The 20792-nt window shown below is 71.3% G+C and carries 18 protein-coding genes and 2 tRNA genes; 7 read left to right on the top strand and 13 right to left on the bottom strand.

What is annotated here, in order from left to right; all coding sequences use genetic code 11:
* Positions 1–142: 142 nt before the first annotated feature.
* The gene (locus H0488_RS12185; RefSeq protein WP_183099548.1) at positions 143–769 is read right to left on the bottom strand and encodes a hypothetical protein; all 627 of its coding nucleotides are present in this window, start codon (positions 767–769) and stop codon (positions 143–145) included.
* Positions 770–982: 213 nt separating this feature from the next.
* Positions 983–2014, bottom strand: a complete 1032-nt coding sequence (locus H0488_RS12190) for an Rv1352/Rv1906c domain-containing protein (protein WP_183099549.1) — start codon at positions 2012–2014, stop codon at positions 983–985.
* Positions 2015–2185: 171 nt separating this feature from the next.
* On the opposite strand from H0488_RS12190, the gene H0488_RS12195 reads away from it, so the two are divergent.
* Positions 2186–2416: a hypothetical protein gene (locus H0488_RS12195; RefSeq protein ID WP_183099550.1), complete on the top strand. Its 231-nt coding sequence runs from the start codon at positions 2186–2188 to the stop codon at positions 2414–2416.
* Between the two features lie 69 nt (positions 2417–2485).
* On the opposite strand, the gene H0488_RS12200 is transcribed toward H0488_RS12195, so the two are convergent.
* Positions 2486–2562: transfer RNA gene (locus H0488_RS12200), tRNA-Ile, on the bottom strand.
* 277 nt (positions 2563–2839) lie between these two features.
* Between H0488_RS12200 and H0488_RS12205 the strand changes: the two genes are divergently transcribed.
* Complete coding sequence (locus H0488_RS12205; RefSeq protein WP_183099551.1) at positions 2840–3748, top strand: hypothetical protein; 909 nt, start codon at positions 2840–2842, stop codon at positions 3746–3748.
* 82 nt (positions 3749–3830) lie between these two features.
* Here the strand turns inward: H0488_RS12205 and H0488_RS12210 are convergent, their stop codons facing one another.
* From H0488_RS12210 to H0488_RS12220, 3 genes are all read right to left on the bottom strand, one after another.
* Positions 3831–4550 carry a lysophospholipid acyltransferase family protein gene (locus H0488_RS12210; RefSeq protein WP_183099552.1) on the bottom strand — a complete coding sequence of 240 codons (720 nt, stop codon included), beginning with the start codon at positions 4548–4550 and terminating at the stop codon, positions 3831–3833.
* A 49-nt stretch (positions 4551–4599) separates the two neighbouring features.
* Entirely contained in the window at positions 4600–5991 is a 1392-nt protein-coding gene (locus H0488_RS12215) for an LCP family protein (RefSeq protein ID WP_183099553.1), read from the bottom strand.
* A 338-nt stretch (positions 5992–6329) separates the two neighbouring features.
* Positions 6330–7328, bottom strand: coding sequence for a phosphotransferase (locus H0488_RS12220; RefSeq protein ID WP_246371960.1), 999 nt, complete (start codon positions 7326–7328; stop codon positions 6330–6332).
* Between the two features lie 203 nt (positions 7329–7531).
* Here H0488_RS12220 and H0488_RS12225 point away from each other — a divergent pair, with 203 nt between their 5' ends.
* Positions 7532–7807 carry a DUF1876 domain-containing protein gene (locus tag H0488_RS12225; protein ID WP_183099555.1) on the top strand — a complete coding sequence of 92 codons (276 nt, stop codon included), beginning with the start codon at positions 7532–7534 and terminating at the stop codon, positions 7805–7807.
* 207 nt (positions 7808–8014) lie between these two features.
* On the opposite strand, the gene H0488_RS12230 is transcribed toward H0488_RS12225, so the two are convergent.
* From H0488_RS12230 to ppdK, 3 genes are all read right to left on the bottom strand, one after another.
* On the bottom strand, positions 8015–9736 hold the full coding sequence (locus H0488_RS12230) for a sensor histidine kinase (protein ID WP_183099556.1): 1722 nt from the start codon (positions 9734–9736) through the stop codon (positions 8015–8017).
* Positions 9737–9804: 68 nt separating this feature from the next.
* Positions 9805–10344, bottom strand: coding sequence for a CBS domain-containing protein (locus tag H0488_RS12235; protein ID WP_183099557.1), 540 nt, complete (start codon positions 10342–10344; stop codon positions 9805–9807).
* Positions 10341–13046 carry a pyruvate, phosphate dikinase gene (gene ppdK / locus H0488_RS12240; RefSeq protein ID WP_183099558.1) on the bottom strand — a complete coding sequence of 902 codons (2706 nt, stop codon included), beginning with the start codon at positions 13044–13046 and terminating at the stop codon, positions 10341–10343. The genes H0488_RS12235 and ppdK overlap by 4 nt, the downstream gene beginning before the upstream one ends.
* A gap of 166 nt (positions 13047–13212) precedes the next feature.
* Here ppdK and H0488_RS25010 point away from each other — a divergent pair, with 166 nt between their 5' ends.
* The 3 genes from H0488_RS25010 (at position 13213) to H0488_RS12255 (ending at position 16603) form a co-directional block, all read left to right on the top strand.
* Positions 13213–14685: a diguanylate cyclase domain-containing protein gene (locus H0488_RS25010; protein ID WP_220794512.1), complete on the top strand. Its 1473-nt coding sequence runs from the start codon at positions 13213–13215 to the stop codon at positions 14683–14685.
* Positions 14686–14783: 98 nt separating this feature from the next.
* Entirely contained in the window at positions 14784–15608 is an 825-nt protein-coding gene (locus H0488_RS12250; RefSeq protein ID WP_183099559.1) for a hypothetical protein, read from the top strand.
* Positions 15609–15715: 107 nt separating this feature from the next.
* Positions 15716–16603 (top strand): universal stress protein, encoded by an 888-nt coding sequence (locus tag H0488_RS12255; RefSeq protein WP_183099560.1) that lies wholly within the window; start codon positions 15716–15718, stop codon positions 16601–16603.
* A gap of 90 nt (positions 16604–16693) precedes the next feature.
* Here H0488_RS12255 and H0488_RS12260 read toward each other — a convergent pair whose 3' ends face one another.
* Positions 16694–17137 (bottom strand): pyridoxamine 5'-phosphate oxidase family protein, encoded by a 444-nt coding sequence (locus tag H0488_RS12260; RefSeq protein WP_183099561.1) that lies wholly within the window; start codon positions 17135–17137, stop codon positions 16694–16696.
* Between the two features lie 123 nt (positions 17138–17260).
* On the opposite strand from H0488_RS12260, the gene H0488_RS25015 reads away from it, so the two are divergent.
* Positions 17261–18421, top strand: coding sequence for a GGDEF domain-containing protein (locus H0488_RS25015; RefSeq protein ID WP_183099562.1), 1161 nt, complete (start codon positions 17261–17263; stop codon positions 18419–18421).
* A 24-nt stretch (positions 18422–18445) separates the two neighbouring features.
* On the opposite strand, the gene H0488_RS12270 is transcribed toward H0488_RS25015, so the two are convergent.
* From H0488_RS12270 to H0488_RS12280, 3 genes are all read right to left on the bottom strand, one after another.
* On the bottom strand, positions 18446–19828 hold the full coding sequence (locus H0488_RS12270; protein WP_183099563.1) for an MBL fold metallo-hydrolase RNA specificity domain-containing protein: 1383 nt from the start codon (positions 19826–19828) through the stop codon (positions 18446–18448).
* A 157-nt stretch (positions 19829–19985) separates the two neighbouring features.
* Positions 19986–20058, bottom strand: a tRNA-Asn gene (locus H0488_RS12275).
* 94 nt (positions 20059–20152) lie between these two features.
* Positions 20153–20792: STAS domain-containing protein (locus tag H0488_RS12280; protein ID WP_183099564.1), on the bottom strand; the 640-nt coding region annotated here is incomplete at its 5' end.

The raw sequence follows: 20792 nt of genomic DNA on the forward strand, positions 1-20792 counted from the left end.
ATCGCGGTAGACCCGGATCACGTCCTCGCGGAACTCCTTGGGGAACGGCTTCGGCACGGTGCACATCCTTCCAGCGCCGACACACATCGACGCAGATCAGATGTCACCTATCCGTGCAGCAGACCCCCCTCCGCCGCGGCGGCTACTCGGCGCACACCTCTCGCGCAACGACGGCGGCAGGAGTTCCCGAGGCCAGCCCGATCTTGGCGGCGTTGCTGATCGTCGAGGTGCTGCCGTGCTCGGTGAACGCGTAGTAGGAGCGGGTCTTGTCGCTGTAGATGAACAGGATCGGGTTGGTGTTGTTGTTGTCGTTGCAGAGGATGGGGTCTGCGGGGATGTATCGATCTTCGCGGACGCAGCCGCTGTAGTCGTCTGGGAGTTCGCCGGGGACCCGCCAGATGGTGGCGCATAGAGGTGCGTGCTCGTTCTCTTCGGTGACCGGTTCGCCGAGGGTGAAGGACAGGACGTCGATGCATTCGGCGACGGTGCTGAACGTGGCGCACCGGGGGTCGGTCTCGGCGTCCGCCTGAACCTGGGCGGCCGGGCCGACCTCTTGTGCGTTGGGGAGGTTGTCCTCCACGCAGCGATCCCATCCCTCGACGTTGTCGTACTCGTCGAGGTCTTCCACGACCTCGCAGTGCAACTCGGCCCACTCGGTTTCCTGGGCGGAGAACTCCGGTTCGGAGTCCTGGTCGTCGGCTGAGGATCCGCAGGCGGCGAGGACGGGGAGCAGGAGGAGTGCGGCGATGAGGTGCGGAGGGCGGCGCATGCTGGGCAGCGTAGGCGGTGGCGCCGGTCCCTGGGGGACGGCCCGGAGACCCCGGTGCGTGCAGTGAGCCTCGACTCGATCCAGGGCGGTTCCTACCCTGTCGGGCAATGGAGGACGGCGAGAAGTCCAACGGAGCCTTGAGCGCCAGAAACGGGTGCCGCCGTGACCTACCCGGCCCCTGCACTGCGCTTCAGCCCCCCGCGGAGGCCGGCGTCAGCTGAGTTTCTTCCAGGTCCCGCAGCCATCTGTCGAGAAGTCCTGGCCGACGCTGAGGTCGACGCTGGGGTAGCCCCCGGAGGGTAGATCATTGGCGATGATGTCTTGACCGTTGCTGCCCGAGCGCGTGATCGCCCAGTAGCAAGACCCACCGACCCCGTTCGAGCGATAGGTCCCGGGCGGAATGTCGCGTCCAACGGTCCACACGCCGTTCGTGATCGTCGGGACGTAGCCCTTTGAATGGCCGGTTGCGAGGCACGCCTCGAACACCACGTCGACGAACTTGTCTGCACGCTCGTCGGTCCAGCCCCAGCCCTCCGCGCTGTCCTCGGTGAGAGCCCGATGCCAAGACCGGCGCTCCGAGCGGTACGCAGACCCGCCCGGAGGTTCACCACTGATCCAGCGGCACGTGGACCCGACGGTCGCATCCGGGTTCTTGCCCAGTTCGATGTACTCGTCGAATCCCTCCCGGTGCAGGGCCACGAGGACATCGGCGTACTTCCCGTAGTCCTTGGCCTTGAACGTCCATTGGCTCTCTGCCACCTCATCCATTACGGCATCGCAGACATCGGTCACATCCTGAGCCGCAGACTTGAAGGGCGGCGTGGGGTAGCCATCGAAGTTCGGCGCCAGCATCGCCTCTAGGAACGCGGAGGTCTCGGTCGTCACAACCGTCAGCGGCTCAGCGATGATCGGGTCAGCGGACGCTGCGATCTCCACTAACCCTTCGACGTCCGCTTCGGCCTTAGTGATTTCGTCCATGTCTACTCGGCTGCGGTTCCAGAAGCCGATCACGTCACTGAGATACGAGGTGTTCACGAAGAGGCGGTTGCACGTGTAGGCAGGCGCCTCGAGCGACACGGAGGTCGTCGAAGCATTTACCTCTGACTCGGACTCCTCAGAGGAGGCCGTCGCGGTCACTGTCGACGTCACTTCGACTTCTCGAACTTCCGTCTTAGGCGAGTCGTCGCCGCACCCAGACAGGGAAGCAGCCAGCGCGGCAGCGAGCATCAGGGCTGGGATTCTCATGGCGATCGATTCTGCGTCGGGTTAGGTCAGCGGCGAACAGCGCCATTGTTGTCCGGCGTGCCGGGGCCCGTGTTCGGTTTGCGGTAAGACCTGAGCGTGGAGACAGGCCTCGCCACCGTCCTAACACCGAGGAGGCAAGCGTCGGAGGGGTGGCAACTCAACGGGTCGGACGTGGCTGACCGGTTCTCCGGCGACGACCTGGGCCGGGCGAAGACGGCGTACATGTTCCATTGTGACGGCTTCCTCGACCCTGACAGTCGGGTGGAGTGCGACCGCAACGGCGTGGAAGACCGCCGGTTCTGGACGATCTGGAAGCAGCGGAAGGCGCTCCAGGGCACCGAACGGCCGGACCGTCAGGCCCCGCCCGCGGAGGCGGGTCTGTTCGACGGGATCGACCAGTGAGGACCCGCGGGTACTTGTGTCGGTGAAGGCGGCAGGGGGGTGAACCACGCTCTCACCTCCTCAAACGTCTGGTGGGGCGGGTGGGGCTCGAACCCACGACCCAAGGATTATGAGTCCTCTGCTCTGACCGACTGAGCTACCGCCCCTCGGTGCGGGAGCCTATCCAGTCCGGGGCTGGGCGTGGACAACTGCGCAGTTGTGCAGTTGCCCGGGCCGATCGGCCGGGCGGGGGCCGGACAGCGGTGCAGATGTGCAGTTGTCCCGTGCAGTGCTGGGACCCCCATCGGGACTTACCTGGGATCGGGGTCCTGAATCGTGCGAATGCGCACGAGCGAGTGCGGCGGCCGGTCTACAAAGGTGGGAGGGAGAGGCCGGGCACGTGCGCGCCCACAGGGCGCCGGCCGGTCTACAGGGAGGAAGAGAATGTTCTCGACGACTGATCGACGGCGGTTGCTCGCAGCTGCGGCGGGTTTCGCGCTCGGAGTGGCGGGGCCGCTGGCGCTCGTGGTGCCGTCCGCGAGCGCGGCCGACCGTGACCACGACGGTATGGCGGACCGCTGGGAGCGGCGGCACGGGCTCGACCCTCGCGTCGACGACGCACGCCGCGACCTGGACCGCGACGGGCTGCGCAACATCGGCGAGTTCCGGAGCTCGGTCGACCCGGCGGACGAGGACAGCGACGGGGACGGCCACGACGACGGCGACGAGGTCCACGACGGTCGTCGCGGATCCGATGTCGACGACAGCGACACCGATGGCGACGGCATCCCCGACGGTGACGAGGACCTCGACCACGACGGCATCGACGAGGAGGACGAGGACGACAGCGACGAGGGCTGCCGCGGGGACGACGACGACAGCGACGACGACCACGTCGACGACGAGGACGAGAACGAGCTCGGCCTCGACGAGGACGACAGCGACTCCGACGACGACGGCGTCGACGACGGTGACGACGACTCCGACGACGACGGGGAGTCCGACGAGGACGCCGACGACTCCCTCGACGACCGGTGCGGCCGCGACGACGGCGAGGACGCCGATGACCTGCTCGGCACCATCGACAGCTACGACGACGCGACCGGAACCCTGGTCGTCGCCCGGGACGGACTGGCCGACCTGACCTACCTCGTCACCGACGACACCGAGATCGAGATCGAGGTCGACGGCAGCGGCTCGGGCAGCGGGGAAGACCTGGAGGGAACGGTCGCCGACCTGATCGCGGGGACCCTCGTCAAGGAGGTCGACCTCGACGACCACGTCGCGTCGACGCCGCCGACACTGGAGGAGATCGAGCTCTACGAGGCGGGTTCGGGCCCCGACGGCGCTTGAGCAGCTCGGAGCGCGCCCAGGTTTCGAGGCTCGCTCCGCTCGCACCTCAACCAGCGCGACCTCAACCGACCAGCGGCGGGACCTAGTTGTGGCGCCGCTTCCTCACGACCCAGGCGCCGAGACCGAGGGCGGCCGCGCCGGCGGCGATCACGCCGGCGCGGTTCTGCCAGCGGGCGTACTCCTCGGTGACCTGCGGCCACGCCTCGCCGATCGCGGCGGCGGCGTCCTCGGGGGTCGCCTCGAGGCCCTCGACCGAGACCGGGGTGCCGAAGACCATCCGGACCTTGCGCGGGAGCGGCCAGCGGCGCTTCTCGGTGCCGGTGATGGTGGCCGGCACCAACGGCGCCCCGGCCTCGATCGCGAGGCGGGCGGCGCCGCGCTTCGGCGTACCGAGGCCCTCGTCGCGGACGCGGGTGCCCTCGGGGAACAGCGCGAGCGCGTCGCCGCGGGCGAGGATCACGCGGGCCGTCTCCAGGGCGTCGGCGTCCGACTCCCCGCGGCGAACCGGAAACGCGCCGAGGCGCAGGAAGATCGGCGCCATCGGTCCTTCGAAGCGCTCGGCCTTGCCCATGAAGTGGACCGGCCGACGCAGCACGATGGCGACGAAGAACGGGTCCCAGAAGCTCTTGTGGTTGGGCACGATGACGACCGGCCCCTTCTTGGGGACGTTGTCCTTGCCGGTCGCGGTGAACCCGCAGACGATCCGGAAGATCAGGGCGGCGGCGTACTTCACGATCAGGTAGAGCGGGCCGCTGACGCCCTTCTCCCGCGCGATGCGGTGGGCTTCCTCGTTGGTCGTCACGTCCGACATCTTGGCGCGGCTCGGGGGCCGTGGCCACGAACGCGCCGGATCAGTAGCCGGCCATCGCCTCTTCGACGGTCTCGCCCGTCGGGCGGTAGGCGCAGGCGTCCTCGGGGTCGTCGGCCGGGTCCCGCTTCCCGCCCGAGCCGTTCTTCGGCGGCGGGTCGATCGCCCGCTGCACCAGGTCCTGCATCCACACGAAGTCGGGGTCCGCGGAGCTGAACTCCTCCGACGACCGGAAGACGACCGACTTCACCTTCGCGTCCTTGACCCGCAGGGCGAGGTCGACGAACGCCGACGCGAGCTCGCGCGGGATGTCGGTGTAGACGATCTCCTCGCCCGCCTTGAGCAGGTCGAGGTAGCGCAGCAGCAGGCTGCCGGGGTCGGCGGCCTCGATGATCGCGTCGACCATGCACCGCTGCCGCTCCATCCGCTCGTAGTCGTCGGAGCCCCAGCGACCGCGGGCGAACCACAGCGCCTGGAAGCCGTTGAGGTGCTGGTCGGCCCCCGGCTCGAGGTAGTCGTCCGGCGGTACGCCGGCATCGGTGTTGCCGCCGATCGCGATGGGCTCGTTGACGTTGACCGTCACGCCGCCGATGGCGTCGACGACCTCCTTGAAGCCGTCGAGGTTGACCAGCACGTAGTACTCGACCGGGATGCCCAGCGACCCCTCGACCGCCTGCTTGATCGCGTCGGCACCCTCGTTGGAGCTCTTGCCGAGGATGCCCGGGTGCAGTGAGGGGACGTTGCGGTAGACGGCGTTGAGCATGTACTCGCCGCTCGCGGGATCGCCGTTGGAGAAGCCGTAGGGGTACAGGTCGTGCAGGGGGCTGTCCTCGGGGAACTGCGCGTTGGCCATGTTGCGCGGCAGGCTGAAGGTCACCGCCTTGCCGGTCTCGGTGTCGATGCTCAGCAGGATCATGCTGTCGGTGCGCACGCCCTCGCGCCCCTCGCCCCCGTCGCCGCCGAGCAGCAGCACGTTGACCCGCTCGCGGCCGTCCCACGGGTTCTCCTCGGTCACCTCGTAGTCCGGCGTCGTCGCGACCTCGTTGTCGTCGAACACGACGGTGACGAAGTCGGCGGTGGCCACGGCGTACTGCGCGGCGCGGACGACCGGCGCGGCGAAGACCAGACAGAAGACGACCACCGCCAGGTTGCCGACCACCGTGTGCCAGCGCGGCCGCTCCCGCGGCCGGATCAGTCGGTAGGACGTCCAGACGACGAAGAACCAGACCAGCAGCAGCACCGCGACGACCGCGGCCAGGGTGCGCAGCAGCGTCGGTTCGAACGCCACGTTCACCAGGCGGGTGCGCGCAGCCGCCCAGTCGAGGTCGTGGCCGAAGTAGAGGACGACCGAGCCGAGCACGGCCAGCCAGCCCAGCAGCACGATCCAGCCCGCGAGCTTGCGCTTGGCGAAGAGGTAGCCGGTCCCGGGGATCATCGCCGAGACGAAGGTGAGCCCGAGCGTGCCCGGCAGTCCCCGGGTACGACGCTCGTGCGGCCGCAGCGCCCGGCGCCCGCCACGGGGGCGCTCACCGGACGGAGGCTGCGGCTGGTCGCCCGGCCGGAGGGCACGCTTGCCGCCGGAATAGCCGCCGGACTGTGCTGCCGCTCGGAGCTGGCGCCGGTCACGTCGGGACAGGCGGACGGACCTGGACGCGCGCCGAGCGCCACCAGGGCGCCCGGGGGTCGCCGTACCCGCCATTCCCACCTCTCGTAGCAGCAGCGGGTGCCAGTTCCCGCATCGCCCCCAAGTATCGCCGCGCCGAGCCCGCGGCGTCACATCGGTGAGACGTGTCCCACGGGTGGATCCGCGACGAGGGTGGCCAGCCGGTCGGCGGGGGCGGAGCCGAACTCGGCCCGCTCCTCCGGGGTCATCGTGACCACGCACCGGCGCCAGGACTCCACGCGCGGCAGCCGCGCGAGCTGGAGCGCGGCTGGAAGGGCCGCGCGGAGCTCACGCACGGGGACGAGGTCGGACCACACCTCGAGGGCCGCGTCGACGATCCGGCGCAGCCGGAGGTCGTCCGGTCCGGCCCCGAGGTCCTCGGCGCACACCGCCAGCGGCACGAAGAGCGCGCCGAGCGGCTCGGTGACGACCGCGTCGCCGAAGTCGAAGAAGCGCAGGGGCACCTCTGGGCCGTCGGTCGCCACCACGTTGGCGCCGTGGAGGTCGTTGTGGTTGAGCGTGAGCGGCAGGTCGAGGTCGCCCACCTGGTCCGACCAGCGCTCGATGGTCGGCAGCAGCGCGCGGAGCCGCGCCGCGACCTCCTCGCCGAGCCGGCGGGGGTCCTCCGGCGGCAGCGCGCCGAGCCGACCGATCGCGTCACCGACGTACGTCGTCGCCCCCTCGGGCGGCATCTGGGTGAGGCCGAGGTCGGCTGCGTACGGCACGACGGCCCGCTGCAGCAGCCCGGCATCGCGCACGATCCGGCACCAGGTGTCGACGTCGTGGTCGCCGCCGAGCTCGGCGAGGGTGCGTCCGAGGTCGGCGGTCAGCAACAGGTCACGCCCGGGATCCGCGGCCACCACGGGTACGACGTACTCCGGCGCGATCCGGGCGAGCTCGGAGACCAGCCGTGCCTCGTGCGCCTGACCGGGGCAGTTCTGCTTCGCGAAGTAGACCCGGGCACCGACCTCGACCCGCCAGACCGCGGACCAGGGGCGGATCTTCAACGGCTCGAACACCGTCGGCTCCCCCACCGCAGAGGTGACGAACGCCCGGAGCTCGGCGGCGAACGCCTCGCTCCGCCACACGGCGCTGGTCCAGGTCTGCATCACAAGCGAAGCGTGACCGACCGGCGGGGCCGCCGCCACCGGATTCCGGTGGTGACCCCGAGTCCGCGGCTCGCCATCGGCACCCTGGGGACGAAGGTCCCCCGCACTGGTGCCCAACGCCCGCGTCGGCAGCGGTCCTCGATTGGCACGATCGAAGGCGACCGGCACGGGCGAACCCGCTCGCCGTTCCGAAGGAGAGTTCGATGCACACCAAGACCTGGCACGTGGATGTCTACCTGTACGAGGACGCCGGCCGGACCCATGCCGACGCTGTCCTCACGACCGACGCCGGCACCGAGCTGCGCCACGACGGCGTCGCCCGACGTCGCCCCACCGACCGCGAGGTGCCCGAGATCGGCGACGAGCTGGCCGCCTGCCGCGCGCTGTTCGGACTGGCGCAGGACCTGCTCGAGGCGAGCGTCGCCGACGTCGCTGCCAACGACCCCGCCGGCGACGAGCCCCTCGTCACGCGCGACTGACCCCGCGGGAGTGCCACGCGGTGACGTGGCCGCCGCTTCGCATGCGAGGCGGCGGCCACCACCTGCCCGTCCGGAGCGCCACGGCGTACGGGGCGACTCCGGGTGCGGGCATCGACAACTCCTTGGTCGACGATGCTTCCAGCAAACCGAACCTCGGCGATCGCCGCCAGGGACCAAGGTCCCTGGTTTGCCCACCCGGCCGCGAGGTCAGACCCGCGGCACCGACCACCGCAACGACGTGCCAGCGCCCGGCTCGGACTCGATCGTCAGCGACCCGCCCCTGGCCTCGGCTCGTTGGCGGATGTTGGCGAGTCCGCTCTCCCGGACCTCGGCGCTCAGTCCGCGGCCGTTGTCCGCGACTGCCAGCACGATCTCGCTGCCGGCACGCAGGATGATGTCGACCGCCGTGGCGTTGGCGTGTCGTCCCGCGTTGGACAACGCCTCGGCGAGCACAGCGAGCACGTCGCCCGCCAGGTCGCCGTCGACCAGCGTCCGAACCGGACCTTCGAGCTTCAGCGTCGGGCGGAACTTCAGGGTCGCCGCCGCGCGAGAGACCACGGTGCTGATCTCGGTCTGGATGTCGGCGGCGGCGTCGATGGAGCCGAGCGCGAAGATGGTGCGGCGGATCTCCTTGATCGTCGCGTCGACGTCGTCGACGGCCTGGTCGAGACGCTCGGTCAGCGCCGGCATGTCGGACAGCCGGGCGGCACCCTGGACCATGAGGCCCACGGCGAACAGCCGCTGGATCACCAGGTCGTGCAGGTCGCGCCCGATGCGGTCGCGGTCCTCGAAGACCGCCAACCGCTGCTGGTCCCGGTGGGCCAGCGCGACCTGCAGCGCGAGCCCGGCGTGCTTCGCGAAGCTGGCAGGCAGCTCGACGTCGAGGTCGTGGTAGGCCCCGATGTTCTCGGGAGCCCAGGCGAGCGCCAACGCGCCGGGGATCGCGGGACCCAGGTCGATCGGCACCACGATCGTCGGTCCCAGCACCGGCCAGTCGCCCGGCAGGTCGCCGGGGTCGACGCGACCGGGCTCGGCGTTCAGGTCCTCCAGGGAGAGGGGCTCGCCCTTCTCCACGACGAGCCGCGCCAGTGCGGTGTCGAGCACCATCCCGGCCAGTCCTGACGCCGGTACGTCGACACCGGCGACGGCACGCACGGACAGCTCCTCCGGACTCGGACCCGCGACGATCCACGCCGCGTCTGCGCGAGCGACCTCCCGGGCCCGCTGCACCACGGCATGGAGCCCGTCCGCCTCGGCGAACTGGGCGGACAGCAGCGAGACGACCTCGGCGGTGGCGTTGAGCCACGACTCGCGGCGCGTCGCCTCCTCGTAGAGCCGGGCGTTCTCGATCACCACACCGGCCGCGGCCGCGAGGGCGACGACGATCGCCTCGTCGTCAGCGCTGAAGTCCGCTCCGCCGGCCTTCTCCGTCAGGTAGAGGTTGCCGAAGACCTGGCCGCGGATCCGCACCGGGACGCCGAGGAAGGAGTGCATCGGCGGGTGGTTGGGCGGGAAGCCGAAGGACTCCGGGTGCTCGGCGATGTCGTGGAGCCGCAGCGGCTCCGGACGATCGATGATCAGGCCCAGCAGCCCGTGGCCGCGCGGCAGCTCGCCGATCTCGGTGGCGAGGGTGGGCGACATCCCGTGGTGGACGAACATGCGCAGGCGCCGGTCCCGGCCGGAGCCGAGCACACCGAGCGCGGCGTACTCGGCGCTGACGAGGCTGCTGGCGATCGAGGTGATCTTCGAGAGGACGCTGTCGAGGCTGAGGTCCGCTGCCATCGTGACCACCGCGTCGAGCAGCAGCTGCAGGCGGGCCTGCTCGTCGAGCACGCCGTGCATACGTTCCTGGACCTCGCGCAGGAGCTCCTCGAACTCGACCGCACGCCGGGGCCCTCGTGACTGCTCGTCGTCTGTCCCCAACCCCATCGCACCAGTCCCTCTGCCGGCCGCTAGATCCGCCGTCACGCTAGCAGGACGGGGCCGCCGGGGCGCGGCTAAAGGGTGGTCACCGTCGACACGCCGGGGGTGGACTGAGCGATGCTGCGTGCCAACCGACTGCCGGCGCCGGGCCCGTCAGGATGGCTCAGCTCCGCGACTCCGTTGTGGACCTCGACCCGCCAGCCCCGCAGTCCCGCAAGGGTGAGGGCATCGCCGATCTCCTCGCGCAGGACGTCGTCGTCGCGGGCAAGCATCCGGACGACGTCGCTCCGGCTCACCACGCCGACGACACGTTCATCCGCGTCCACGACGGGGAAGCTCTTGAGGTCGGTCGTGCCGACGACCCGGGCGACCTCCAGCAGGTCGGCCTCGGGGCTGAACCGCACCGTGCCGTGGCTCATCACCTCGCCGACGACCGGCAGCACCCGGCCCCGGACCAGGTCGACCTCGCTGACCACCCCGAGGATCCGGTCCTTCTCGTCGACGACAGGAAGCATCGTGATCCGGTGATCCGCGAGCAGCCGCAGCGCCGTACGGACCGTCGTGTCCTCACGAACGGTGACCGCGGGCCGGGTCATCGCCTGGTTGACCTTCATGGCGCATCGCCTTCCCCGTCGGCTGCAGGAGCGACGGGCTTGTGCTGGAGCGCGGCACGTCCGGCCTCCAACCGGGCGACCGGCACCCGGAACGGCGAGCAGGACACGTAGTCGAGACCGATCTCGTCGAAGAACCCGATCGAGGCGGGGTCGCCGCCGTGCTCACCGCAGACACCCATCGTCACGCTGGGGTCGGCACGCCGCGCGAGGTCAGCGGCGGTGCGCACCAGGTGTCCGACGCCGGGGACGTCGATCGTCTCGAACGGCGAGGTCCGCACGATGCCCGCGGCGACGTACTGCGGGAGGAACGTCGACTCGGCGTCGTCGCGCGACAGGCCCCAGGTCATCTGGGTGAGGTCGTTCGTCCCGAACGAGAGGAAGCTGGCGTCGCCGACGATCTCGTCGGCGACCAGGGCCGCCCGCGGTGTCTCGATCATCGCGCCGAGTCGGTACTCGACGGGTTCTCCGAGCTCTTCCTCGACCTCTCGGGCGACCTTCGCGACCGTGTCGCGCACGACCGCGAGCTCGCCCGCGGTGGTCAGCAGGGGCACCATGATCTCGAGCTCGACGGAGCCGCCGGCCCTCCGATGAGCGGCTGCTGCTTCGAGGGCGGCCCGCGCCTGCGTCTCGATCAGGCCCGGTACGACGATGGCGAGCCGGACGCCGCGCATCCCCATCATCGGGTTCTCCTCGTGGAGCCGGCGCACCTCGGCCAGGAGCCTGGTGTCACGCTCGCTGGCCCCACCCTCCTGCTCCGCGAGAGCCACCCGCACCGAGACCTCGGTGAGATCGGGCAGGAACTCGTGGAGGGGCGGGTCGATCAGCCGGATGGTGACGGGCAACCCGTCCATGGCGGCGAAGATCGCCGCGAAGTCGGACCGCTGGATCGGGAGCAGCGCGGCGAGGGCGTCGGCCTGCTCGGCCGGGTCCTCGGCGACGATGACCCGCTCGATCAGCTGGCGCCGCTCCCCCAGGAACATGTGCTCGGTCCTGGTGAGCCCGATCCCCTCGGCCCCGAACCGCACCGCCCGCTCGGCGTCGGCGCCGGTGTCGGCGTTCGCCCGCACCCGCAGCCGACGTACCGCGTCGGCGTGGGCCATCAGGGTCGAGACGGCCGTGACCAGCGGCGTGTCGACCACGTCGCCCTCCAGCCAGCGGACCACCGGCGAGTCCGCGACCGGCAGCGCGCCGGCGTACACGTCGCCCGTGTCCCCGTCGATGGAGATGACGTCACCCTCGGCGAGGGTCGGGCCGCCGGGCACGACCACCGACCTGGCGTCGAGATCGATCTCGAGCTCGCCGGCGCCGCAGACACAGGGCCGGCCGAGGCCGCGGGCGACGACCGCTGCGTGCGAGGTCCGGCCACCCCTGCTGGTCAGCACGCCGGCGGCGGCGAGCATCCCGGGCAGGTCGTCAGGACGGGTCTCCTTGCGCACCAGGACGACCGCGTCGCCGTGGGCCGCCCACTCGGCAGCCGTGGTCGAGTCGAGTGCCACCCGGCCGACCGCGGAGCCGGGCGACGCACCGAGTCCGGTCGTCAGCGGCAGCTCACCGCCGGAGGTGTCCAGACGCGGGAACATCAGGTGGGCGAGCTGGTCGCCGGTCACCCGCGAGAGCGCCTCGTCCAGGGTGATCGTGCCTTCCTCGACGAAGTCGTGCGCGAGCTGGAACGCCGCCTCGGCGCTGCGCTTGCCGATCCGGGTCTGGAGGATCCAGAGCATCCCGTCCTCGATCGTGAACTCGACGTCGCACACGTCGCGGTAGTGCCGCTCGAGAGCGCCGAGGAGCGACCGGAGCCTGCGGTAGGCGGCCGGGTCGATCGTGTGCAGCTCGCTCAGCGGCACGGCCGTCCGCACGCCGGAGACCACGTCCTCCCCCTGCGCCGTCGGGAGGTACTCGCCGTAGTCGCCGTACGCGCCGGTCGCCGGGTCCCGGGTGAAGCAGACGCCGGAGCCCGAGTGGTCACCCAGGTTGCCGAAGACCATCGCCTGCACGTTGACCGCGGTCGCGAGGTCGTCGCTGATCCCCTGGTGCCGCCGGTAGGCGCGCGCCCGCTCGGTGTTCCAGGACCCGAAGACGGCGATGACCGCCAGGTCCAGCTGCTCCCGGGGGTCCTGCGGGATGGTGCGTCCCACGTGCTCCTTGGTGAGCCGGTGGTACTGGTCGATGAGGTCCTGGAGAGCGCCGGCGTCCAGGCCGAGGTCGTCGGCGACCCCGCGCTGCTCCTTGATCGCGTCCAGGGCACCGCCGTACACGCCGACGGGTACGCCGAACACCGTCTCCCCGAACATCTGGATCAGGCGGCGATAGCTGTCGAGCGCGAACCGCGCGTCACCGGTGCGCTCGGCCAGTCCGTGGACGGTGATGTCGTTCAGCCCGACGTTCAGGACCGTCTCCATCATCCCCGGCATCGAGATCGCGGCTCCGGAGCGCACCGAGACCAGCAGCGGATCGGCCGCGTCACCGAAACGACGTCCGGCCTGGTGCTCGAGCGCCGCGAGGTGCTCGTCGAGCTGGCGGGCGAGCTCCGTGGGCGCGGACCCGTTCTTCAGGTAGTACAGGCAGGCCTCGGTCGTGATCGTGAAGCCCGGCGGCACCGGCAGGCCGAGCCGGACCATCTCAGCAAGATCCGCGCCCTTCCCACCCAACAGGTTGCGGTCCGGGTCGTCGAATGCGGCAAATCCGTACACGTAGGTCTTCACACGGTCATCGTCGGCGCCCGCGGGGTCGCGGGTGCAGGGCCGAAGGTCCCTCGACCGCCGGTCCTTGGTCGACGTACGACGTCCGCCCGATCTCTACGGTTGGCCCCGGCGGTGCCGATGGACTATGTGAATCTGCACGCCCAAGGATCCGTGGAGGGCCGGTTACGTGATCCAGCGCGTCCTCCGGGAAGCAACACCACCGATCGCGTTCGCGTTCGCGTTCGCGGCGTCGATCATGCTCGGCCGGGCGACCCGCGTCGCCGGCAGCGAGATCTCCCTCGTGTGGCCCGCGGCGGCCGTCGCCGTGCTCTGGCTGCTCTTCATGGCCGAGAAGTCACGGGTCGACCTGATCGCCAACGGGGTGCTGCTGGCCGGGCTGACCTTCGGGATCAACCTGGTGACCGGGGCGGCCGTGGACCTCTCCGCCTGGTTCCTCATGGTCAACATGACCCTCGTCGCCGTGACCCTCGGGGTGCTGCGCACGTCCGGCCGACGAGTGGTGCTGCGTGACCCGGCCGACCTCGGCCGGCTGATCGTCGCGGTGAGCGCGGGCAGCCTGAGCGCCGCAGCCCTGGCGATGGGGTGGTTCTGGCTCAACGGCACCGGTCACCTGCTCTCGACGTTCGGCCTGTTCGCCGTCCGGAACGGGGTGACCGCGTTCGTCGGTGTCGCCGTGGCCCTCATCCTGCGCGAGGCGACCTGGACGGCGCCGCGGTTCACGCCGGCCCGCACCACGGAGCTGGTGACGACCTCGATCGCGGTCGTCCTGATCTTCGGCGCGGTGTTCTGGATCAACCAAGGCACCCCCCTGGCGTTCCTCGCGCTGGTCCCGGCGGTGTGGATCTCGCTGCGCTACTCCACCACCACCGCGACGATCTTCGTGATCACCGCCGGCGTCGCCATCGTCTGGGCGACGCTCCAGGAGCGGGGCGTGTTCTACGACGAGGCCCCCCACATCCGCGCGCTGCTCGCCCAGGCGATGGTGGGCAGCCTGACCCTGGTGGTCCTGGCGCTGGCGCTGTTCCGCGACTCGCGCAACCAGCTGATCGCCGAGCTCGAGGACGTGCACGAGCAGCTCCGCGAGGACATCGCGGCCCGTCGGCGGGTGGAGGCCGAGCTCCAGCGGCTCGCGCTCCACGACCCGCTCACCGGCCTGGCGAACCGCACCTTGCTGCTCCTCCGCGCCGAGGTGGCGCTCGACCTGGCGCGCAGCGACGGGAGCTGCGTCGGCCTGATGTTCATCGACCTCGACGGGTTCAAGCAGGTCAACGACGACTGGGGTCACGTCGAGGGCGACGCCGTCCTCCGGGAGGTCGCACGTCGCCTCGGGTCCGTCGTCCGGGGCGAGTTCGACACCGTCGCGCGGCTCGGTGGTGACGAGTTCGCGGTCCTGTGCCCCGACCTGACCGACACCAAGGACCTGCAAGGGCTGACCGAACGGATCCGGACCCGCCTGGCGGCGCCGTACCGGACGATGACCGGCCACCCGATCAACCACGTGTCCGCCAGCATCGGCGTCGCCCTCTCCGACCCCGAGTCCACGGCGAGCGGGCTGCTCGACCACGCGGACCGCCTGATGTACGCCGTGAAGCGGGCCGGCCGGTCCGGACTCAGCACCGGGACGACAGCCGGTCGGTGATCCGCCCGTGACCCGCAGGTGACGGAGCCCACGCGGGCGACGGGAACGACACTCCCGGCGGCCGGCGTTGCCACCGCATGATCCGCTCCCGCTCAGCCGTGTCCGCCGTTCTCGCCGAGGGACGGTTGGCCTACGTGGCGATCGACGTCGGGCGCGGTCCGCTCGTCACCCCCGTCCTGTACGGCGCTCTCGGCGACGACCTGTGGTTCGTCACCAACCGCAACGCCCTCAAGGCCAAGGTGCTCGCCCGCCGGCCGTCGGTCGGCTGGGTGGTCAGCGCGGGCGGTTCCGCGGCCGTCATGACCGGCGAAGCACAGCTGTTCTCGCTCTCGGACCCTCGCGCGGCCCTCGCCCGCGCGGCCCTGCTCACCCGCGCCCCCGGCGCGCTGCTCTCGTGGACCAAGCGGAACCCCCGGCAGGTGGCCGGGTTCCTCGGCGACTCGATCGTGCGTCCGCGCCGGGCGCTGCCCCAGGACGTCGTCCTGGTCCGCCTGAAGCCGGCGACCTCTCTGGTCGTGCCGCTCCCGCCCGGCGACGACGAGCCGGCGGCCGGCGACCGGGTGACCTCGGTGCTCCCGGCGTCGCTGGCGCACCTCGCCGCACGTCCAACCGGCGTGCTCGGCCTCATCACGCCCGAGGGGCCGGTCGCGCTGCCTGTCGCGTGGGACGGGGCGACGGCCACGCTCCCCGAGGCGGCGGCCGACCTGGTCGCCGGCCCGCGCGCGGCGTCGTGCGTCACGTTCGACGACCCGGTCCGGAACCGTCCCACCCAGCAGCGCGGCGTCGTGCTGCGCGGAGACGGCTTCCTCTCCGAGGATGCCGCGGGACTGCGGTGGTCGCTCATCCCGAGCCGAGTCACCTACTGGGACGGCTTCGACACCCGCACCTCGACGCTCGCTCCCCCAGCCGTTCTGACGCACTGACTCGACCACTGACGCGCTGAGCCGTCGCTCGCGAGCGGGTCCAAGGTCCCGTGGCCTCGGGAACTGGGGCCGTTCCGCGACGCGGTCACCGACGCCAGAGTCGAAGCATGAGCAAGATCGAGTCCGGAAGCATCGTGGTCGGCTTCGACGGGTACGCCGACGCCACCCTTGCCGTGCAGTGGGCCGCCGAGCAGGCCGCCCTCGAGGGACGCTCCCTCGTCGTCGTGACCGCCGTCCGCCCGAACTTCGGCCTGGCGTCCTCGGACGGCATGGGATTCGCGACGTCGTACCCGGTCGAGGACCTGCTCGACCGCGCGCGGGTGGTGGCCGACGAAGGCGCCGAGCTCGCCCGTCGCCACCGCCCGACGATCACCGCCGACGGTCGCGCCGTCCTGGGTGATCCGCGTCAGGTGCTGGGCGACGCGTCCACCTCCGCCCACCTCCTCGTCCTCGGCTCGCGCGGTCGGGGCATCGTCCGGAGCAAGCTCGGGTCCGTGAGCGCCTACATCAGCAAGCGCGCGACCTGTCCGGTGGTGGTCTGCCGGCCCGGGACCGAGCTCAAGGTCAAGCACGGCGTGCTCGTCGGGGCCGACGGCACGAACGAGTCGCTGCCGGTGATCGAGTTCGCCTTCCAGCAGGCAGCCCTGCGGTCCCAGCCGCTCACGGTGGTCCACTGCTACGACCGGGGTCACCCGGACGCCGAGGACGCCCCGCCGGAGGAGGCCGAGCTGGTGCTCGCCGAGTCCGTGGCCGGGTTCCGCGAGCGGTACCCCGAGGTCTACGTGCAGCTGGCAGCGGTGCCCGGGCACGCCGACAACCGCCTGGCCGAGATCGCCGACCGGCACGACCTCGTCGTCCTGGGACGCCGACCGCTCGAAGGGAGCGGCCCGCACCTCGCGGCGCACGCGGCCACCTCCGTGCTCGAGCGCTCCCACACGCCGGTGGCCGTCGTGCCCGAGGCAGCACGGGTCGGACAGACGACGGTCGCTCCGTAGCGAGGGCAGGTCGGCGGGGGGTCGCTCGAGGCACTCAGCCCGAGGCACTCAGCCCGAGGCACTCAGCCCGGGGCACTCACCCCGGGGCACTCAGCGCGACTGTCGCCGGATCGGCATCTCGGCGAGCGGGTCCCAGCCCGAGCCGACCCGGCGTCCGGCGATCTCGTCCCAGCGCAGCCGCAGCCAGCTCGAGCTCTCCCGCCGCACCCACGGGGGCGGTGCCGGCGCCGCCCGCTCGACCTCGGTCAGCTCGTCCTCGGCCACGCGCTCACCGGTCCCGCGCGCGACCACCGACCAGCCGTGCCACCGTTCGTAGGTCACGTGGTCCACCTCGAAGACGAGCGACGCGCCGTCGCCGTACCGGTCGAGCAGCGAGCCGGGCTCGGTGCGGACCAGGACCGCGTCGCCGACCGTGGCGTAGTTGACGGGGAGAACCTCGACCCGGCCGTCGCAGAGGACGACCATGCGACCGAAGACACCCGCGCGCAGCAGGCGCTCGCACTCGTCCCGGCTGAGCCGGCTGATCGTGGACACGATCCGATCCTCCGGTCCCGCTTCCACGGCAGGCAGAGCCGAAGGTCCCGGTCGGTCCGGGACTTCGGCCGTCGCGTCGGACCATGCCCGGTCAGGGCGCGAGCGACGTCGTAGCCTGGGGTTGTGCTCGACACAGCGACCCTGCGCGTGGCGTTCGGGGTGGTGGGTCTCTGCGTTCTCGTCCTCTTCTACGGGGTGACCTACCGCACCACGCGATCGGCCTACAGCGGCTGGTGGTGCGCGTCCCTCGGCCTCTTCCTGGTGAGCGCGCTGCTGTTCCTGTTCAACGGCACGGCGGTCCAGGTGGTGGCCAACCCGATGGGCAACACCCTGGCCGTCCTGGGAGCCGCGTTCGTGTGGGCCGCGGCCCGGTCGCTCCGCGGCGCGACCGTGCCCCGCTGGCAGCTCGGCCTGGCGCCCGTGGTGGTGATGGTGGCGTCGTTCCTCGACGACCCGGCCGACGACATCTGGACCGGAGGTCCGTTCTTCCTGGTCGGGATGGCCGCCATGCTCGGCATGTCGACCTACGAGCTCTCGGTGCTGCTGCGCGACCACGACCGCACCCGCTCCGACGGCGCCCAGTTCCGGTTCGCGGTGTGGTCGCTCGCCGTCATCTCCGGTCTGATGGCGGTCTTCTACCTGCTGCGGGGAGCGGCGTTCGTGGCGTTCGGTCCGACCGACGTGGTCTTCCGCACCGCTTTCGGGTCGCAGGCGACCACGCTCCTGACCATGGTGCTGCTGGTCGTCGTCACGTTCGGCATGTCGGAGCTGAGCCACGAGCACCAGACCAGCGAGCTGCGCGTCCGGGCGACCCACGACGCGCTCACCGGGCTCCTGAACCGCGACGAGTTCCTGCGCCGGTCCGAGGACGTGTTCGCGACGGCGGACCGCAACGGCCGGCCTCCCGGCGTGGTCATGGTCGCCGACCTCGACAGCTTCAAGGCGCTCAACGACGGGTACGGCCACGCCGCGGGCGACCGCGCCCTGACCCAGTTCGCCGCCGTGTGCAGGGAGGTGGTCGGCGCGGACGACCTGGTCGCCCGGCTCGGGGGCGACGAGTTCGTGCTGCTGCTGCCCAACGGCGAGCACGCCGAACAGGTCGCCGAGGAGATCAGCCGCCAGTATCTCGAGCGTCGCGACGACCACGCCTCCCCCACCGTGAGCTTCGGGATCGCATCGATCGACGCCGCAGTGGGGGTCAAGGACACCATCGTCCGCGCCGACGTCGCCCTGTACCAGGCGAAGGCCGCGGGCCGCGACCGCGTGGTCCGGTACGACGCCTGAGCGCGATGTGGCGCGGGGCGCCGGTCAGTCGAGCCGCACCCGTTCGCCGAGCCGGGGTACGACGGCACACCAACCGAGATCGTCGCGGATCCGGGCCGCGAGTGCGTCCGAGGAGCTCGGCTCGCCGTGCACGACGTAGACCACCTCGGGCTCCGACGGCGACGCGGCGAGCCAGGTGAGCAGCTCGTCGACGTCGGCGTGGACCGAGAAGTCCGGGTCGTCCACGATCTCGGCCCGCACCGGAACGTAGTGGCCGTGCATCTTGACCTGCCGGGCGCCGTCCTGCAGCTGCCGGCCGCGGGTGCCGATCGCCTGGTAGCCGGTGAGCACGACGCAGTTGCGGGGGTCCGGTAGCTGGTGGGCGAGGTGGTGGATGACCCGGCCGCCGGTCGCCATGCCGGACGCCGACACCACGATGCTCGGCTCCTCCGGCTGGTTCAGCCGGATCGACCCGGCCGCGTCCGACACGCCGCGCACCCCGAGCTCGGACAGGACGGCCCCGAGTCGGGCGGCCTCCGGACGCAGCTGCGCCGAACCGCCGTCGGCCGCGCGGCGGTAGACCGCGAGGGCAGCCAGGGCCATCGGGCTGTCCAGGTAGACCGGCACCCGCGGGATCTCCCCCGCCTCGACCAACCGGTGCAGCTCCAGCAGCACCAGCTCGGTCCGGTCGACGGCGAAGGCCGGGATCAGCACGCTGCCGCCCCGCGCCACCGTGCGTCGTACGGCGCCGGCGAGGACACCGGGATCCGGACGCGGGTGCACGCGATCGCCGTACGTCGACTCGACCACCACCGCATCCGCCCCCGGCGGGGACGCCGGCGGGCGGAGCAGGGGGTGCCGCGACCGGCCCAGGTCGCCGCTGAACAGGACGCGTCGTCCGCCAGCGTCGACCAGCACGCTCGCCGAGCCGAGGATGTGCCCCGCGGGCTCGAGGACGGTCCGCAGGTCGGGGGTCAGGTCGGCGGCCACGCCGTACTCCACCGGCGTCAGCAGGGGCAGCGTCCGCTCGACGTCCGCGAGGTCGTAGAGCGGCAGTGCGGGGTGGTGCTTGGAGTAGCCGGCGGCGTTGGCGTGCCGGGCGTCCTCCTCCTGGAGGTGTGCGCTGTCGCGCAGCACGATCTCGACCAGCTCCGCCGTCTCGGCCGTGCACAGGATCGGGCCCCGGAACCCGTCGGACACCAGCCGCGGAAGGTACCCGCAGTGGTCGAGGTGCGCGTGGCTGACGACGACGGCGTCGAGCTCTGCGGCCGGGACCTCGTCACGGGCCCAGTTGCGCCGACGCAGCTCGGCCAGGCCCTGGTAGAGGCCCGCGTCGACAAGAGCCCGCGAGGAGCCGCACTCGACGAGGAACCGGCTGCCGGTCACGGTGCCGGCAGCCCCGAGGAAGGTCAGCATCGGGCTGGTCATCGCCGCCTCCTCGTCCCGGGCTCTGACCGCCAGTCTCCCGACCGGGTCGAGGTGCGGGCCAGGGTCGATGGTCCCGAGCCGGCACGACGCCGGCCTCTGGCTGCAACGGAAGAGGGCCTCCGTCCTGCGTTTCCGCAGGCCAGAGGCCCTCTCGTTGCTCCCCCGGTTGGACTCGAACCAACAACCCTCCGGTTAACAGCCGAATGCTCTGCCAGTTGAGCTACAGGGGATCACGCCCGGCTCGGCCGGGCAGCGCCCACAGATTAGCAACTGCCGCGCGCGGCGCTGAAATCGGTATCGGCGGGTCGGACGGCGCCGGCGCGGTCAGGCCGGGCTCGGGTTCGCGTCGCGGAACGCAGCCACCGCTGTGGGCAGGGTCGGGTAGAGCCGGTCCCTGCCGATCCGGTCCAGGAAGCCGGTCGGCTCGAGCTGGGCGGCGAGGTCCTGCTTCATCCGGGCGAGCGCCACGACGACTCCTCTCTCGGTGAGCTCGGCCCGCAGCTGTTCGAGCGCGTCGAGGGCGGTGACGTCGATCTCGATGATCGCCTCGGCGTTGATCACGAACCACTTCACGGGCACCTCCGACCTCGCCACCGAGTCGAGCGCGCGGGCCCGGAAGTTCTCGGCGTTCGCGAAGAACAGCGGCGAGTCGTAGCGATAGACCATCAGCCCGGGGACGAGCTCGGCCTCGGGGTAGTCGTCCACGTCGTGCATGCCCGCGAGCCCGGGGACGAACCCCTGGATCGCGTCGTGCGGCCGGGCCACCCGACGGAGCAGGTCGAGCACCGAGAGCCCGACCGCTACCAGGACTCCCCACAGGACTCCGACGACCAGCACGGCCGCCAGGGTCGCGATGGAGATGATGAGCTCGCTGTTGCGGAACCGGGCAAACCGGCGGAACTCGCTCACGGCCACGATCCTCGTGGCGGCGTAGACCACCACCGCGCCGGGCGCGGCGGCGGGG

This window comes from Nocardioides pelophilus (assembly GCF_014180685.1).
Lineage (GTDB): Bacteria > Actinomycetota > Actinomycetes > Propionibacteriales > Nocardioidaceae > Nocardioides > Nocardioides pelophilus.

Excerpts from the sequence above, each read along its gene's own strand:
- H0488_RS12255 (WP_183099560.1), top strand. The coding sequence starts at position 15,716 with ATGAGCAAGATCGAGTCCGGAAGCATCGTGGTCGGCTTCGACGGGTAC.
- H0488_RS12230 (WP_183099556.1), bottom strand. The coding sequence starts at position 9,736 with ATGGGGTTGGGGACAGACGACGAGCAGTCACGAGGGCCCCGGCGTGCG.
- H0488_RS12215 (WP_183099553.1), bottom strand. The coding sequence starts at position 5,991 with ATGATCCCCGGGACCGGCTACCTCTTCGCCAAGCGCAAGCTCGCGGGC.
- H0488_RS12220 (WP_246371960.1), bottom strand. The coding sequence starts at position 7,328 with ATGCAGACCTGGACCAGCGCCGTGTGGCGGAGCGAGGCGTTCGCCGCC.
- H0488_RS12225 (WP_183099555.1), top strand. The coding sequence starts at position 7,532 with ATGCACACCAAGACCTGGCACGTGGATGTCTACCTGTACGAGGACGCC.
- H0488_RS12235 (WP_183099557.1), bottom strand. The coding sequence starts at position 10,344 with ATGAAGGTCAACCAGGCGATGACCCGGCCCGCGGTCACCGTTCGTGAG.
- H0488_RS12270 (WP_183099563.1), bottom strand. The coding sequence starts at position 19,828 with ATGACCAGCCCGATGCTGACCTTCCTCGGGGCTGCCGGCACCGTGACC.
- H0488_RS12190 (WP_183099549.1), bottom strand. The coding sequence starts at position 2,014 with ATGAGAATCCCAGCCCTGATGCTCGCTGCCGCGCTGGCTGCTTCCCTG.
- H0488_RS12185 (WP_183099548.1), bottom strand. The coding sequence starts at position 769 with ATGCGCCGCCCTCCGCACCTCATCGCCGCACTCCTCCTGCTCCCCGTC.
- H0488_RS12205 (WP_183099551.1), top strand. The coding sequence starts at position 2,840 with ATGTTCTCGACGACTGATCGACGGCGGTTGCTCGCAGCTGCGGCGGGT.